At 59.8% G+C, this 15,844-nt stretch carries 13 protein-coding genes; 11 read left to right on the top strand and 2 right to left on the bottom strand.

The features are described from left to right. Nucleotides 1-524: 524 nt before the first annotated feature. A complete protein-coding gene (locus tag B5527_RS08810; protein ID WP_154072110.1) occupies nucleotides 525-965 on the bottom strand; it encodes a nuclear transport factor 2 family protein in 441 nt (146 codons plus the stop codon). 234 nt (nucleotides 966-1,199) lie between these two features. Next, entirely contained in the window at nucleotides 1,200-2,288 is a 1,089-nt protein-coding gene (locus tag B5527_RS08815) for an AraC family transcriptional regulator (protein ID WP_154072111.1), read from the bottom strand. A gap of 337 nt (nucleotides 2,289-2,625) precedes the next feature. Here B5527_RS08815 and B5527_RS08820 point away from each other — a divergent pair, with 337 nt between their 5' ends. The 11 genes from B5527_RS08820 to B5527_RS08875 all read left to right on the top strand — a co-directional run bounded on the left by B5527_RS08820 (nucleotide 2,626) and on the right by B5527_RS08875 (nucleotide 15,829). Beyond that, entirely contained in the window at nucleotides 2,626-4,278 is a 1,653-nt protein-coding gene (locus B5527_RS08820; protein WP_079600941.1) for a fatty acid--CoA ligase, read from the top strand. Nucleotides 4,279-4,316: 38 nt separating this feature from the next. Further along, on the top strand, nucleotides 4,317-4,793 hold the full coding sequence (locus tag B5527_RS08825) for a MaoC family dehydratase (RefSeq protein WP_079600942.1): 477 nt from the start codon (nucleotides 4,317-4,319) through the stop codon (nucleotides 4,791-4,793). Beyond that, nucleotides 4,790-6,493 carry an alpha/beta fold hydrolase gene (locus B5527_RS08830; protein WP_079600943.1) on the top strand — a complete coding sequence of 568 codons (1,704 nt, stop codon included), beginning with the start codon at nucleotides 4,790-4,792 and terminating at the stop codon, nucleotides 6,491-6,493. Before B5527_RS08825 ends, B5527_RS08830 begins: the two co-directional genes overlap by 4 nt. Nucleotides 6,494-6,536: 43 nt before the next feature. Further along, on the top strand, nucleotides 6,537-7,439 hold the full coding sequence (phaZ, locus tag B5527_RS08835) for a poly(3-hydroxyalkanoate) depolymerase (protein WP_197689292.1): 903 nt from the start codon (nucleotides 6,537-6,539) through the stop codon (nucleotides 7,437-7,439). 178 nt (nucleotides 7,440-7,617) lie between these two features. Beyond that, nucleotides 7,618-8,835 (top strand): acyl-CoA dehydrogenase family protein, encoded by a 1,218-nt coding sequence (locus B5527_RS08840; protein ID WP_079600945.1) that lies wholly within the window; start codon nucleotides 7,618-7,620, stop codon nucleotides 8,833-8,835. A 636-nt stretch (nucleotides 8,836-9,471) separates the two neighbouring features. Continuing rightward, complete coding sequence (locus B5527_RS08845; protein ID WP_079600946.1) at nucleotides 9,472-10,542, top strand: DUF2778 domain-containing protein; 1,071 nt, start codon at nucleotides 9,472-9,474, stop codon at nucleotides 10,540-10,542. 274 nt (nucleotides 10,543-10,816) lie between these two features. Further along, a complete protein-coding gene (locus tag B5527_RS08855) occupies nucleotides 10,817-11,074 on the top strand; it encodes a hypothetical protein (protein ID WP_079600948.1) in 258 nt (85 codons plus the stop codon). A gap of 95 nt (nucleotides 11,075-11,169) precedes the next feature. Then, nucleotides 11,170-11,829 carry a L,D-transpeptidase gene (locus B5527_RS08860; RefSeq protein WP_079607167.1) on the top strand — a complete coding sequence of 220 codons (660 nt, stop codon included), beginning with the start codon at nucleotides 11,170-11,172 and terminating at the stop codon, nucleotides 11,827-11,829. 336 nt (nucleotides 11,830-12,165) lie between these two features. Next, nucleotides 12,166-13,338 (top strand): cobalamin-independent methionine synthase II family protein, encoded by a 1,173-nt coding sequence (locus B5527_RS08865; RefSeq protein WP_079600949.1) that lies wholly within the window; start codon nucleotides 12,166-12,168, stop codon nucleotides 13,336-13,338. 48 nt (nucleotides 13,339-13,386) lie between these two features. Beyond that, nucleotides 13,387-14,412, top strand: a complete 1,026-nt coding sequence (locus tag B5527_RS08870) for a cobalamin-independent methionine synthase II family protein (protein WP_079600950.1) — start codon at nucleotides 13,387-13,389, stop codon at nucleotides 14,410-14,412. Nucleotides 14,413-14,686: 274 nt separating this feature from the next. Continuing rightward, entirely contained in the window at nucleotides 14,687-15,829 is a 1,143-nt protein-coding gene (locus tag B5527_RS08875) for a mandelate racemase/muconate lactonizing enzyme family protein (protein WP_079600951.1), read from the top strand. Nucleotides 15,830-15,844: the final 15 nt, after the last annotated feature.

Consider the following 15,844-nt stretch of genomic DNA (forward strand, 5'->3'; position numbering starts at 1 on the left):
TTCACCATTAGCGGAGACGTCGGCGCGTCCCGTCTCGGAAGGCAGCTCTGTATAGAGACTATACGATCCAACGCGCATCCAAAAGACCTCATTTTTGCCTGGGCGGAACAAGCAATTCGGTCAGGATCGGCGACCGCAATTGGTCTGAGCCCCGTGCTTCATCCAGCGATGGGAAGAGTTCCGGTGGTATTTGAGCCCAAGTGGCGATGTGGTCGAACACGCTTTGGTGGAGGAACATCTCCGCCAGCATGATCTCGGCGAGGTGCGATTGCTCGATGGCGTCGCCGAAACCTCGCTCATGTGCGATGGCGACGCGAAGGCGTCACGGCAATCGTCTGCGGCCCCGTTCCTTGCGACGCACCCGATCTGGTCGCGACCTTGATGCCGCTCGTCCGCTCGAATTCCGGCAACAATTCCTCGTACGCGCCGTTGAATCCACCGGATATCAGAAGGTTCACCCGTGCCACGAGCTATGCCTGACTTGGCGACTTAGCGGCGTTTTCACGCGTGTTATTTCTGGTTTTTTATTTGAGCATCTGGCTGACATCCAGCGCCTCGTCCGCCGGCCCACTATTGAACGCAGTTTCCCAAACCGCGATTTTGCCGCCGCGCATGGTCCAAACTTCTACTCCAAATCCCTTCATGAGCCGTCCAGTCCCGGAGTCTTCCCATTCTCCGTCCCAGATGTTTGTCATTGTGTCATTCATGAGTGTCCGAAACTGTTTCTTCAGGCGATAGCCCTTCTGCTTGGCGCTTCGCGCCATAAAGAATCCGCGAAGTGCCTCGCGCCCCCTGAATTCAGGAACGATGCCAAACCGCACAACACAGTCTTCGGTGAATCCATCAACCAGCGCATCTACGTTCCACGGCATGAACAATGACTCAACGTAAGCTACAAAAGATCGGCACTCCTCGATTGTGCGAGGATTGCGATCGCCGGGTTTCGCCAAGGGTATTGTTGTCACCTCATCCTCCTAAAGCCCGCCGCTCGCAGGCACCCCCAAGACCGAGACTGGAGAATGTAGCGGCGAAGTTGGAAATCTGGAAGGGGGTGAGGAACAGTCAGGTGTGGCTGAAGCAGCCCAACCTAGACCTTCCGTGCGAAGCGCGATGTCTCGAATGAAGCAGACCTGGCTCGAACGACCGCTTCTGGCGCACAGCGGACATTAGCGACTGTCGCCAATTCGCAGAATGGGTGGTTATTCGCCTCTGATCTCGCTAGGTGACTTGTTCGTCCAGCGGCGAAATGCGCGGCGGAAATTTGCGGCATCACTGAATCCGAGCGCCAGCGCAATATCTTCGTTCGCCAGCCTTGTCGTGCGCAGGTATTTCAGCGCGATTTGCATTCGCAGTTCATCCAGCAAGCCACGGAAGGAAATCCCTTGTTCCCGCAGCTGACGTCGCAACGAGCGATCGCTCACTTCAAGGAGCTTTGCTACGGCGGCGAGGGTCGGAGGGTTGGTGATATCTCCGAGCAGGAGTGCGCGAATCTCTCCGGCTACTCCAATTCGCGATTTCAGATCGTTGAGCAGGTCGTCGCAGAGGGCCACGACCGCTGGGTACGTCGTCTTGTTGCCGAGATTTGCAGATTGGTCGAGCCATGCCGACCGAAAAATGATCTGGTTGGTCCGGCTTGCGAATCTTAGACGACATCCGATCTGGTCCGCGGGCAGGCCAAAATCATGGGCTTCCGGATAAGCTATGCTGATCTGATCTGGAGTGAACGCAGGGCCCATGATATCCCGCATTAGAGATATATGAATGCCGATCTGCATCTCGGTGATGAAGCGGTAGACTTGCGGATCGATTGCGGCGCGCGCATTGGGCTCAATGACCCAGCTCGCGACACCGTCCTCCTCGGTGAATTCGATTGTTGCCAGCGGCGCCGCGAGCGCGTGATAAAGTTCGGCAAAAGCCATCGCCTTTCGAAAGTCGGGACAGCAAAGAATGGCGAACCCGTACATGCCGTAAGCGGAGAGGTGGATTGATGTGCCGGTGCGGTAAGGCAGGTGCGGGTCGTTTGAGAGCCGAATTGCGTTCTTGCAGGCCGTCATCAATTCCGCGAGCGAAATCCTTGACTTGGGAGAGTGCACCTCGTCCATGGTCAGGTTGACGTTTCTCAGTATTTCGCCGGCTGGACAACCCCGGTCGACGAGCACGTCGAATAGCGCGGCAAGTTTGGTCGACTCGTAAACACGCTCACCTAATCCAACGATCGGCCTTTCCTTCGCGCTGTTCGAAATAGAGCGCAAAGCGGAGGATCTCTCAGGCTGCTTGGAGTCGCGCAACTGAACCTGCCTTTGAACGCCACACGGTTCGAAGCTTCTGTCACTTGTCGTCGGGACAGGATAACAGTTTTTCCCGATCGCCCGTAGGCTCAGGCAGCTGGGAATCCGGCTCCCTTGGGCCGTAAATGCAGCAGTTTTATTCAAGACCTGGCCCCTGATGAGGGGCAGCTTGTCCGGCTCGGACCCGCTGTTCGTCCGTTTCAGACCTTCACAAGGGCCGGGCTGCGCGCGAGGCTTGGGGTTGGTGTCGTGAGGTGCGAGGCAGATCAAGCGATCCGCTCACTTAGAACGGCGGACGCCGAAACGGCCGGAGGAAGACAATTCGAGGGAGGCCGCCATGGTGGGAAGGCTGATTCAGACCACCAAATCAGCTTATCAGTATCCTTTGATTTTCAAGCAATTGTGGCACACGCCGCGCGTGCAAGCGCCGGATCAGGAGGTCGTTTACCGCGATCTGAGGCGCTTCACCTATCTCCAGATCAAGGAGCGGATAGGCCGTCTCGCATCGGCGCTGAGCAAAGCGGGGGTTGTGCCCGGCGACACCGTGGGCGTCCTCGAATGGGACAGCCACCGGTTTCTCGAAGCTTTCTTCGCGATCCCGATGATGGGCGCCGTGTTGCAGACGGTGAATGTCCGTCTGTCGCCCGAACAGATCGCCTACACAATCGATCACGCTGGCGCCTCGACGCTTCTCGTCAACGATGAGTTCGTCGGATTGGTGGAGGGGCTGAAGGCCCAATTGCCGAAGGTCAAGCGGCTGATCGTGATGTCGGACCGACCTGTCCCGCAGACTGGCAGCCTGTCCTTCGTCGGCGAATATGAGAGTCTGCTTGCTGCGGCTGCGCCTGATTACGACTTTCCTGATTTCGACGAGAATACTCAAGCGACCACTTTCTACACGACCGGCACGACCGGACTGCCCAAGGGGGTTTATTACAGCCACCGGCAACTGGTGTTGCACTCGATCTGCGGGTTGGCGCTGTTCGGTATGGCGGGGACGCAGGGCCGCTTCTCGCGTGACGACGTCTACATGCCGATCACACCGATGTTTCACGTCCATGCCTGGGGGTTTCCCTGGTCGGCGACACTCGCCGGGGTCAAGCAGGTCTATCCCGGTCGCTATGAGCCGGCGATGCTGGTCAAGCTGATCAAGGGTGAGGGCGTCACCTTCACCCACGGCGTGCCGACCATTCTGCAGATGTTGCTCGACGCCGCCGCCAAGGCGAATGTCGATCTGGAGGGCCTCAAGATGGTGATTGGCGGGTCGGCCTTGCCGAAGGCGCTGGCCAAGCGGGCGCTGGCCGCTGGCATCGACATCTTCGCGGGCTATGGGATGTCGGAGACGGGCCCGCTTGCCGCAGTGTCCCATGTCCGATCGAAGGACCTCACCGGCGATCCGGACGGAGAGGTCGAGTTCCGCGCCAGGGCCGGCATCGCCGGGCCGCTGGTGGATCTGCGCATCGTCGACCCCGACATGAAGAACGTGCCGCATGACGGCAAATCCGCCGGCGAGATCGTGATACGGGCGCCATGGCTCACCCAGGGTTATTTCAACAATCCTGAAGGCTCGGAGCAACTCTGGGCCGGGGGTTACCTGCACACCAGCGATATCGCCGTGGTCGACGCGAACGGCTCTGTGCACATCACCGACCGTATCAAGGACGTGATCAAGACCGGCGGCGAGTGGGTCTCGTCGCTGCAGATCGAGGATTTGATCTCGCAATGTGCCGGCGTTGCGGAGGCTGCTGTCATCGGCGTCAAGGACGAGAAATGGGGTGAGCGGCCGCTCGCGCTCGTGGTCAAGCGGCCGTCGGATGCGAATGGCGTCAGCGACGCCGCCATCAAGGACCATCTCAAAGTGTTCGCCGACAAGGGCGTCATCTCGAAATACGGCATTCCGGAGAAGATCATCTTCATCGACAGCATTCCCAAGACGAGCGTCGGCAAGATCAACAAGAAGGCGCTGCGCGAGCAGTATGGTGACGCGTAGCTGTTCGAACGCAGAGGCGACTGATCGAGGAGGAGAACGTGAGCAACCTCACCCTTGCCGGCTTGGGCGAAAGAGTTGGGCATGAACTCGGACTTTCCGATTGGGTCACGATAGATCAGCCACGCATCGACACGTTTGCTTCCTGCACCGGCGATCGCCAATGGATTCATATCGACGTTGAAAGGGCGAAGCGGGAAAGCCCTTTCCGCGCTCCGATCGCGCATGGCTATCTGACGCTGGCGATGGTGGCGCCGCTGGCGATGCAGGTCGGCGTCATCCCGAGTGATGCCGCGGCCGGGCTGAATTACGGGATCGACAAGGTCCGCTTTCTAACACCGGTGCCGGCTGGCGCGCGCGTGAGGCTGCGCGTCGTGCTCGTCGGGATCGAACCGAGGGAAGGCGGGCAGGTGGTCATGAAGACCCTGAACACAATGGAAGTCGAGGGATCGGAAAAGCCAGCGTTGATTGCCGAAACGCTGGCGCTCCTGATTCCCGCAGCGGGAGTGCGGCAATGAGCACGGAATCTCGCGAACCGATCCCGCTCATGGAAGGGATCTCCGAAGACGCATCCCGAAATACGCTGGCGCTCAATCCACTTGTCGGTATCCGGGGTCAGGATCTGGTCGAGAGCGCCGGCATCCTGTTCAAGGCTATCGTCAACGAGCCGAAGGTCGCTACCGAGCAGTGGCTCTCCTTTCTCAGTGAACTCGGCTCCATCGTCGCCGGTAAGTCGGAGCGTGCGCCGAAGTCGGGCGACAGGCGCTTCTCAGATGCCGCGTGGAAGGAGAGTGCGCTGCACGGCGGGATGCTCAAGGCCTATCTTGCCTGGGGTGACGCAGTCAGCGGCTTCGTCGACAAGACGAGCCTGAGCGACATCGACAAGACGCGGGCGCATCTGGTCACGGAAATCCTGATCGATGCAGTGGCTCCGACCAATTCCATGCTGACCAACCCAGCGGCGGTGCGCAAATTCCTGGATACCGGCGGCCGAAGCCTGTGGTACGGGCTGAAGAACTACTTCGATGATCTCGCCAAAAACGGCGGCATGCCGTCGATGGTGGATGAGAGTGCCTTCAAGGTCGGCGAAACATTGGCGACCACGCCGGGCGGGGTGGTCTTCCGCAACGAATTACTGGAGTTGATACAGTATACGCCGACGACGCCGAATGTGAGAAAGCGGCCGCTGGTCATCACCCCGCCGCAGATCAACAAATATTACGCGTTGGATTTGTCGCCCGACAAAAGTTTGGTTCGCTTCCTGCTCGACAACGGGATCCAGGTGTTCTGCGTCAGCTGGCGCAATCCCACCGCTGCGCACCGAGAATGGGGGCTCGATACCTATATCGCAGCGCTTGATGAGGCTGTCGATGTCGCGCGGGACGTGACCGCTAGCGACGATATCTCGATGATGGGGTCGTGTTCCGGAGGCATCACCTCGACGGCTTATTTCGCGACGCTTGGAAGCGCGGGGCAACAGAAGATCAGGAATATGGTACTCGCGGTCTGCCTGCTCGATCCGAACACGGCCGACGAGAGCGCGTTCGGCTGCCTGATGACGCCGGAGACAATGCACGCGGCCAAGGAATTCTCCCGGGTGCGCGGCATGGTCGACGGCCACGAACTGGCGCGGATGTTCGCGTGGATGAGGCCGAACGACTTGATCTGGAACTACTGGGTCAACAACTACCTGCTCGGCAATCAGCCACCGGCCTTCGATATCCTGTACTGGAATGCCGACACGACCCGACTTCCGGCCGGTCTGCACGGCGATTACCTCGATCTCTATTTCACGAACCCGTTCGTCAACGCCGGAAAGCTCACGTTGAACGGTAAGACGATCGACATGAGCAGGATCAAGGCCGACAGTTACGTGATCGCCGGCGTGACCGACCACATCACGCCCTGGAAAGGCGTGCACAAGACCGCGCAGATCATGGGCGAGGGGACGACCTTCGTGCTTTCGAACAGCGGCCATCTCCAGAGCCTCCTCAACCCGCCGACCAATCCGAAGGCCTCCTTCATGATCGGGACGGTCCATCCATCCGGTCCAGACGCATTCGTGGCCGCAGCCGAGAAGCGAAAAGGAAGCTGGTGGCTCGATTGGCGAGATTGGCTGCACGCACGGTCAGGCGATGAGGTTGCGGCGCCCGCGTCGCTAGGTAGCGAACGCCATCCCATCCTTGCTGCAGCTCCGGGGACTTACGTCTTTGACTGACGATCCTGCAGGAGGGAACCGAGTCGCGAGGCCGGAGATCGAGGTGCGGCAAATCGAGGTCGACGGGCAGTTGCTCCAGGTTGCCATCAGGCACAACAGCGGCCAGCAGCCGCCGTTGTTGCTGTTCAACGGGATCGGCGCCAACTGGGAGTTGGCGAAGCCCTTCCTCGAAGCACTCACCAGTACGACGGCGATCATCTTTGACGTGCCTGGCATCGGCGGTTCGCCCAGGCCGCTCTTGCCGTATCGCCCATCGACGCTGGCGCGGCTTGGCGCCGCTCTCGTTGCGGAGCTAGACTACACGGAGATCGATGTCGCCGGCGTGTCCTGGGGCGGTGGAATCGCGCAGCAGTTCGCGCATCAATATCCAAAGCTGTGCCGGCGGCTGGTGCTCGCCGCGACCGCACCCGGTTTCACGATGGTGCCGGCAAGCCCATCTGTGTTGTGGAAAATGGCGACGCCGCGCCGCTACACCGACAAGGACTACATGAACAGGATAGCGGCGGATATCTACGGAGGCGCCTTTCGCCACGACCCATCCTTGATCGGCGGCCATGCGGCCGCGATGCATGGCGCTCGCAACCTGGGCTATCTGTATCAGCTTGTCGCGATGAGCGGCTGGACCAGTCTGCCGTGGCTGTGGTTGCTGCCGCAGCCGACGCTCGTTCTGATGGGCCGCGACGATCCACTGGTCCCTCCGATCAATGGCCAAATTCTAGCGGGCCTGATCCCGAACGCCGAGCTCCGGATGATCGAGGACGGGCACCTGTTCATCGTGACGCGGCCGGCGGAAACCGCCGCTATAATCGAGGCATTTCTGGCTGACGCGAGCAGGCATGTCGAGCCATCATCTCCGCTCTCCCGAGTGGCCAATTTGGTCAGAGGTCTCGTTTCGACGTTCGGAGAACGCCGCGATGTCCAGGCGCAGCGAGAAGGGGAGAAATGATGACAAGCGAGGTTGTACATCGAAGATCGCATGAAGGAGGGTCTTGAGGGATTACGCGCCAGAATTAGCCGAAGCGAATCGACCTGAACCAGGAGGACCTTCGGCGAAAAGACAAGCCAAACTTTTGCAGGAGCCAGCAAACGCAGGCAGGCCTCACCAATCATAGCAGGAGGAACCGATGGCAACTCAGCAGGCGGCATTACCCGGGAAAACGGACTACGCTCCACCTCCAATCGAAGGCGACTTCTACAGGATAGCCGCCGTGCTGACCGAGAGCGAGCGGGCGCTGCTCAAACGTGTTCGCAAGTTCACGGAAGGCGTCGTCGCGCCGGTGATCGAGGATTATTGGAGCCGCGATGAATTCCCCTTCGAGATCGTCCCGAAGATGGCGGAACTCGGTATCGGAGGCGTGGGCTATCAGGGATACGGCGCCGCCGGCGGCAGCTGGCTGCTGAACGGCCTTGTCGCGATGGAGTTGGCGCGTGTCGATGCGTCGGTGGCGACGTTCTGGGGCGTGCACACGGGCCTTTCGGCCGGATCGATCTATCTGTGCGGGGACGAGCAGCAGAAGCAACGCTGGCTACCGTCTATGATGCGCTTCGACAAGATCGGCTCGTTTGGTCTGACGGAGCCGCTAGTGGGGTCGGCGACATCAGGTGGAATGATGACGACATGCCGCCGCGAAGGCGACAGCTGGACCCTCAACGGCCAGAAGAAATGGATCGGCAATTCCACGTTCGCCGATATCAACGTGATCTGGGCACGAGAGGAAGGTTCGAACCAGGTCAGGGGCTTCGTTGTGGCAAAGGACAATCCTGGCTTTTCGGTCGAGAAGATCAAGACCAAGATGGCATTGCGGGTCGTGCAGAACGGGTTGATCACCCTGAGCGACTGTCGCGTTCCCGAGGCCGACCGCTTGCAGAACGCCAACTCGTTCAAGGATACCGCCAAGGTTCTCAGGATGACGCGTACCGGCGTGGCGTGGTTCGCCGTAGGCTGCCAGATGGGAGCATACGAGCATGCGCTCCGCTATGCGACGGAGCGGACGCAATTCGGGAGGCCTATCGGCGGATTCCAGCTCGTCCAAGATCTGCTGGTGCGCATGCTTGGCAACGTCACATCAACCCAGGCAATGATGCTCCGCCTTGCGCAACTTCAAGACGAAGGCGTGATGCGCGATGAGCACGCGTCGCTCGCGAAAGCGTTCTGCACGGTCAAATGCCGAGAAACCGTCGGCTATGCGCGCGAGTTGCTGGGCGGCAACGGCATCCTGCTCGAGAACCACATCGGACGCTTCGTGGCCGATGCCGAAGCGATCTATTCCTATGAGGGCACAAGGGAGATGAACACGCTGATCGTCGGCAAGTCTATCACGGGATTGAGTGCCTTCGTATGACGCCAGGCATTCACCCGATCCACCGACCGAACCGCCATTTTCAGCAGGTCTTCCGCTCTTTATCGAGAAGAGGAGACGTGCAGCCGACCACCGATTGACGACCGAAACCCCGTGAACGAACGGCGATAAAGGTGATCTATCTTCAGCGAACTTCATTGTTTTTGTTCATCTTTTCGGGTGCAACTTACGTTCGGGACGCAGGGGGCGCAGGTTCAAATCCTGCCACTCCGAGATTTTATTAGGCTTTTGCTTTTTTCCCGAGCGCTTAAGGTTAACCACCGAAATCCGGTGCCTGGAAGTTAAATGGCATTTGCTGGCCCTGCAGGAATCAGGTCGCTGGTGGCCATAAGTTCTCAGCAACGGGGCGTGACCTTCCTTTTTGGTTTTCAGCTTCGCCATGTTCCCTGCCCCGGGCAAGGCTAGCGGGCTCTTTCGAATGCTGTCTTGGATGCGAAGCGGCCACCGGCATCGGCGAATTGTGGATTTGGTTAATGCCATTAAGGACGATTCCAGGTCGGTGGAAAGCCTCCGGCTGCCCCCGATTGTCTCGATTATGCCGCACTTTGGCTCCCATGATAGGGTCGGTTGCGCCGCGGGTTCTTTGGGGATTCTCCGAGGCGTCGAACCGGGGGTAGGATGGCCTACATCGCATTGAAGGCCGGGAAGGTTCCGTTGGGTCGTGGCACCATATCCAGCGCCACGATTCCTTTGGCTATTGCGGCTTTCGCATTGGCGTCGGGAGTGGCGGCGGCCTGGATCGGCGATCTCGATCCGGTTGCCTGGGTCGCAAATTCCGCTGCTCCGAAAGATATCGCCGCATCGTTCGATGACCGGTTCTCGGTGGCTTCGGCGCCCGATTTGTCCACGGCCATCCCGCCGCGTTTGCTGGTTCGATCCTTGTCGTCAGAATTGGAGACCAAATTTCAACAGGCGAAAGGCCGTCTCGCCCAAAAACTGCAATCTCAGGACTGGCGGGTAGCCGTTCTCGAGCAACCGGGCACCGAGCAAACGAGCGCCGAGGAAACAACCACCAGCAAACCGGCTGTCGAGGAGACAACGCCATCGGGCGTCGCTGCCGTTCCCATTCCCAGGTCTCGTCCGGTTGAGGCGAATCTCGAATTACAGTCCGGGCCCCCTGCGGCTCAGCCTCCTGCTACGGCTCAGTCCAACGATCGTACGCTGCTGCAGAAGCTTTCCGATCTGCTTCCGGGGCGTATAACACTCGCGTCGCTGGCTCCCGATGGCGGGCTGCTCGCGAATCGGCCGAACCTCTCGTCTCTTGGCTACGACAGCCTCACCGCCGTCTATGACATCTCTGCGCGTACCGTTTACATGCCGGATGGATCAAAACTGGAGGCGCATTCAGGATTCGGCAGTCTGATGGACGATCCAGCACACGTGAACGAGCGAATGGTCGGTGCAACGCCGCCAAATGTGTATGAATTGAAACCTCGCGAACAACTGTTTCACGGCGTCCAGGCGCTCCGCATGATCCCGGTCGGTGACAACAGCACGCTCGGGCGGTCCGGATTGCTCGCGCACAGTTATATGCTTGGCCCCAACGGCGATTCCAACGGCTGTGTGTCGATCAAGTACTATGAGAAGTTTCTAAAAGCGTTCTCGGACGGCGAGATCAAGCACCTCGTCGTTGTGCCAAGCCTCAGCGATGCGATATCAGCATCGCGGCGGTCAACCTCACAATCATGACGCAGGTCGTCTGAAGCAGTGAACGGTGTCGGAAGAGCTCCGAGCCAGGGCGTGGACTCAAGACGCGGAGCCTTGGGGCGAACAGGCATAGGGAACGGACTCGTTGGCACGCAGCCAAATGCGAATTGATGCGAGCTTGATGAAGGCCAGATAGTTAGCCGCGAGCCTGTCATATCGATTCGCTACACGCCAACGCAGTAGCGAATACGCACCAAAGCGGACGTCCACTGACAACTCCGAATTTAAGGATTCCTCCTTGTTCCAGAACCAAGTCATGAGCGAAGTATCAAATTCCGACACGCCGCTGCGGACGACGTTCAAAATCAGCTTGAACGGCAAGACCGTTTCAATCGCCACCGTTGGCCAAGCTTATCAGTTCATAACAAATCTCAGTTCAGTTGAGTGGATGGAGTTCAGATCGCTGCATGCTGACGCCGTAAGCTGTCTTCAGAGCGCGGCAGGGGACGCGATGTTGACTGTGCAGGCGACAAATGCGTTACGCGCGCTGTTCATCCGCGCCAAGCTACTCTGAGCAGCAAGCCGACATGATCGCGCCTCCCATCGGCCTTTTTTTCTGCACTATTCGGGGAACAAATAGCCGGATGTGACACTGTGGGGGGACAGGCGGTGCCGAGGTCCGGAAGCGCGTTGTTGCTCGTGGGGCTGCTCGGGTTCGTACTCGGCGGTTGCATGCAATCGACACTCGATCCGTCGTCGGGTGCCAGTTTTACCCAACGGGACCGGGAGTTGCTGGCCCATCCGCCTTATGCGCAGGCGAGCATTTCAGAGACCTATCGCCGGCACATCGTCGACTATTCGCGCAGGGAGGCGCCCGGCACGATCCTGGTCGATACCGACGAGCGTTACCTCTATTACGTCCTGCCAGGACGCAAGGCGATCCGCTACGGTGTGGCGGTGGGCGAGGAGGCGCAGGCCTGGTCCGGTGTCGCTACGGTCGGCCGTAGGGCTGAGTGGCCTGACTGGATCCCGACGCCGGAGATTCAGGCGCGACTCGGCCCCTACCCGGCACGCGTGCCCGGAGGTCCGGCCAATCCGCTGGGCGCGCGGGCGCTCTATCTCTACGAGCACAACAAGGACACCCTGTACCGCATCCACGGCACCAATCAGCCGGAATATATCGGCCACGCTGTATCATCCGGCTGTATTCGCATGACCAACGAAGATGTCATCGATCTCTTTGATCGGGTGAAGATGGGAACGACCGTGGTGGTCCTCGCGCCGGGTCAGAGCGGATGGGTCGGGTCCATGGCAGGGCCTCGCAGCTGATCGGGGCGCTGGGGGCGGCCGCCCTGAGACTCAGGGATGGCGTGCCCCTACAGTGGCGTTGGCTGTTATCCGCTCCTGACGAACCCGCACGGCCTCCTGCTTCGGAGTTGAACCCGCCCCGAAGAAGCCGTCACATGTCTGCTGCAGCAAGGACGCAGTCAGCGGAATGACCGCATTCGGCGCGCAGAGCGGACGTCCGACGTAAAGACATCCGCGGCACCATACGCAAGCCCGCAGCCAGCATTCAAAGTAGGCCAATCGGCAGAGGCGGCCCCCCTTGTAACCGGATAGTTAACAGGCTTAGAGTTCGTGGCGCCAATAAAAAACGGAAACGCCATGAAGCATAGCGCCGATCAAATTCTCACCACCCATGTCGGCAGCTTGCCGCGCCCGACGGAGCTTCACGCCATCAGCGTCGCGCGTCGCGAGGGTCAAAAGATCGACGATGCGGCGTTTAACGCCCGCGTGCGCAAGGCGGTAACGGATATCGTCCGCAAGCAGGTCGAGCTTGGCATAGACATCGTTGATGACGGCGAGATGAGCAAGCCGAGCTTCATCACCTATATCAACGAGCGCCTTGCCGGGTTTGAGCCCGACAGCACCCACCGGAATCAAAGCCCATGGGCCGGTTCCCGCGAGGTCCGGGAATTTCCCGAATTCTATGCCCCCCAACTGGCCAACGTGCACACCAGGCACACCCATTATCTCTGCACCGGCCAGGTCAAATACCGCGGCGGACAAGCCCTCAGGACGGATCTCGACAATCTGAAAGCCGCATTGGAAGATGTCGATGTCGCTGATGCGTTTGTGCCTTCGACATCGGTGTCGAGTATCGAAGACTGGAACCGCAACGCCTTCTACAAGTCCGAGGAGGACTACCTGTTCGCCCTCGCCGAGGCGATCGGGGAGGAATATCGTGCCATCGTCGATGCAGGGTTTGTCCTCCAGGTCGATGATCCCCATCTGGTCACCTATTATGTCTGCCATCCGGACAAGAGCCTGGAGGAGTGCCGCCGGTGGATCGAGCTGCGGGTGCATGCGATCAACCACGCCCTGCGAGGCATTCCGAAGGACAGGGTCCGCTTCCACACCTGCTACGGCATCAATTTCGGGCCACGTGTCCACGACATCGAAATCAAGCATATCGTCGATATTCTCGGGCGACTGAATGTCGGGGCGTTTTCATTCGAGGCGGCCAACCCGCGGCACGAACACGAGTGGACCTCGTGGCGCGACGCGAACCTGCCCGACGACGTGATCATGATCCCAGGCATGATCACGCAATCGAACGTCATGGTGGAGCATCCGGAGTCGGTCGCGCAACGGCTTGGGCGCTGGATCGATGCTTTCGGCGTCGAGCGCGTGATCGCCGGCACCGATTGCGGCTTTGCCAGTTTTGCCGGCAATGACGAAATACACGAGACCATCGTGTGGGCCAAGTTCGACGCGCTGGTGAAGGGAACGCGAATCGCGTCAAAGGCCGCACGATCAAAACGTCTGACCGCCTGACGCGCTCAGGCCGAACAAGAAAAAACCAGCCCCAGGGAACATCCATCAATGTCAGCTTCAGATACCAGTAAAAACGCCCGCATCCTTACCACCACGGTCGGCTCCTATCCGGTGCCGGACTGGCTGGTGGCGCTGCCATCCGAGCAAGCTGTGATCGACGCGACGCGCGTCGTGATCGACACCCAGGAGCAGGCGGGGATCGATCTGGTGTGCGACGGCGAACTTTACCGGTTCGATGTCAACCATCCCGAGACCAACGGCATGATCGAATATTTCGTGCGACCGATGTCGGGCGTGCGCAACGAGATCGGGTTGGCCGAATGGCTGGCGTTCAAGCAATCGTCGGATCATAAATTCCGCAGCCGTCCGCCAGGCGTGGTTGATGGCGCCATCGGTCCGGGCTCGCTCGATCTGCCGGCCGCTTGCACGCGCGCGCGAAAGCTGGCGACGCGGCCATTGAAATTCACGCTGACCGGTCCGCACATGCTCGCCAAGATGCTGCTGGACAACCATTACAAGGACAAGGCGGCACTGACCATGGCGATCGCCGACGTGCTGGCAGAACAAGTCAAGCATATCGACGCGGATGTGATCCAGGTCGACGAAGCCAACCTGCCGGGGAGCCCGGAGGAATGGGAGTGGGCGGCGGATGCCATGAACCGGGTGCTCGACGCCATCCCGACCGTACCTGCGGTGCATCTGTGCTTCGGCAATTACGGCGGCCAGACCATTCAGAAGGGCGGCTGGGACAAGCTCATCGACTATTTGAACAGACTGCACGTGAACCACATCGTCATGGAGAACGCGCATCGCCCGCCCGAGGAACTCGCGGTGTTCAAGGAGTTGCGGCCCGAGATCGGCTTCGGTCTGGGCGTCGTCGACATCAAGCAGACGGTCGTCGAATCCGCTGAATCCATTGCGCGTGCGATCGAGCATGCCGACAAGATTCTGGGCGTCGGCCGGGTGAAATATATCCATCCCGACTGCGGCTTCTGGATGCTCAAGCGGGGCATTGCCGACGGCAAAATCCGCGCGCTCGTGCTCGGCCGCGACCTCTACGAGGGCCGCAACTAAGCCATGACTCGCGCACGGCGAAGGCGACCGCGTTGGCGGATCGGGTCCGGGCCCCGTGCCCAAACAGTACGGATATGCGTCAGTCATGCGAATTCCGCGCACCCGACGCTGTCCAGCCCAAGCATCCTTTTCGGAGGAAATTCCGGTCGCCCGATAATTTTGCTCGCGCCGATCTAACCAGATAGTTAAACTCGGTGCCAACCCCGCTGCGACGCCAGGATAAGGTCGCAAAACAGGGGAGGGCCGAGGAAACCTTGAGAGGATTGCGACCAAGATGGCTCGGATTACCGGGGTCGACATCAAACGGTTCGACTATCCGCTGCTTGGAGAATTCAAGTTCTTCAAGTCGGGTTCGCGGCCGTCGATACTGGTCAGGCTGACCGACGAGGACGGCGTGCAAGGCTGGGGCCAATCCGTGCCGATCGAAACCTGGACCTATGAGACGGTCGAAAGCGTCGAATCGACTTTGCGGCATTATCTTGCTCCCGCCATTCTTGGCGCCGATCCGAGCGACCTTGCCGACGTTCATGCACGCATGGAGCGCGCGATCCGGCCGTCATTTTCGGTTGGTCAGCCGTTGTGCAAGGCAGGCGTCGATCTGGCCTGTTACGACCTCTGGGGCAAACAGACCGGCAAATCGGTCAGCGATCTCTTGGGCGGTGCGCGCAAGAAGCAAATCAAGCTCAGCTGGACGATCCAGTCTCCGACGCTTGGCGGAGTCGAAAAGCAATTGGAACAGGGCAGCGCGCTTGGCTACGACAGCTTCAACATCAAAGTCGGCGCTCCGCAGTCGCCGGCTTACGATCTTGAGCTCGTTCGCACAATCGTGACATTCGCGCCTAACGGCTTTCATTGGTGCGACGCCAATACCAATTACGATCTCGACACCGCGTTGACGATGGCTCCCAAGTTCGCCGATCTCGGCCTTAAAGGGCTTGAATCGCCCCTGCCTCCGAATCGGATCCGCGCCTATCAAACACTGAAGCGCCAGGGTGCGCTGCCCATCCTGATGGATGAAGGCATCATCTCGCCCGTCGAAGTGGCCGAGTTTATTGCGCTGGGAATGTTCGACGGCATCGCCATGAAGGTAGCCCGCTGCGGCGGCTTGTGGAACGCAACGCGGATCGCGCAGCTTCTCCGGGAAAGCGGACTGCTGCTGTTTGCTTCAGGGCTCACCGATCCCGAACTATCGATGGCGGCGACCGCGCATTTCTTCGCTTGGGCCGGCCTCGAGCTTCCCGCCGCAGTCAACGGCCCGCAATATCTCGCAGACCGGGGTACGATGGACCCGTTGTTCCGTCCGCGCGGCGATAGCCTGCATGTGCCGGCAGGGCCGGGGTTGGGGATAGAGCTGCCGGATGCAGTACTAAAGTCGATGATGAACGTGGCGGAGGCCCGGGCAGCTTTACCGGTTTGAAGCCTCTGATACGTT

Origin of the sequence: Bradyrhizobium erythrophlei, assembly GCF_900129425.1 — a bacterium.
Taxonomy (GTDB): Bacteria; Pseudomonadota; Alphaproteobacteria; order Rhizobiales; family Xanthobacteraceae; genus Bradyrhizobium; species Bradyrhizobium erythrophlei_C.

What these genes read in the sequence shown, in the direction of transcription:
- B5527_RS08865 (WP_079600949.1), top strand. Translation starts at nt 12,166, where the DNA reads ATGAAGCATAGCGCCGATCAAATTCTCACCACCCATGTCGGCAGCTTG.
- B5527_RS08870 (WP_079600950.1), top strand. Translation starts at nt 13,387, where the DNA reads ATGTCAGCTTCAGATACCAGTAAAAACGCCCGCATCCTTACCACCACG.
- B5527_RS08840 (WP_079600945.1), top strand. Translation starts at nt 7,618, where the DNA reads ATGGCAACTCAGCAGGCGGCATTACCCGGGAAAACGGACTACGCTCCA.
- B5527_RS08875 (WP_079600951.1), top strand. Translation starts at nt 14,687, where the DNA reads ATGGCTCGGATTACCGGGGTCGACATCAAACGGTTCGACTATCCGCTG.
- B5527_RS08855 (WP_079600948.1), top strand. Translation starts at nt 10,817, where the DNA reads ATGAGCGAAGTATCAAATTCCGACACGCCGCTGCGGACGACGTTCAAA.
- B5527_RS08830 (WP_079600943.1), top strand. Translation starts at nt 4,790, where the DNA reads ATGAGCACGGAATCTCGCGAACCGATCCCGCTCATGGAAGGGATCTCC.
- B5527_RS08820 (WP_079600941.1), top strand. Translation starts at nt 2,626, where the DNA reads ATGGTGGGAAGGCTGATTCAGACCACCAAATCAGCTTATCAGTATCCT.
- B5527_RS08845 (WP_079600946.1), top strand. Translation starts at nt 9,472, where the DNA reads ATGGCCTACATCGCATTGAAGGCCGGGAAGGTTCCGTTGGGTCGTGGC.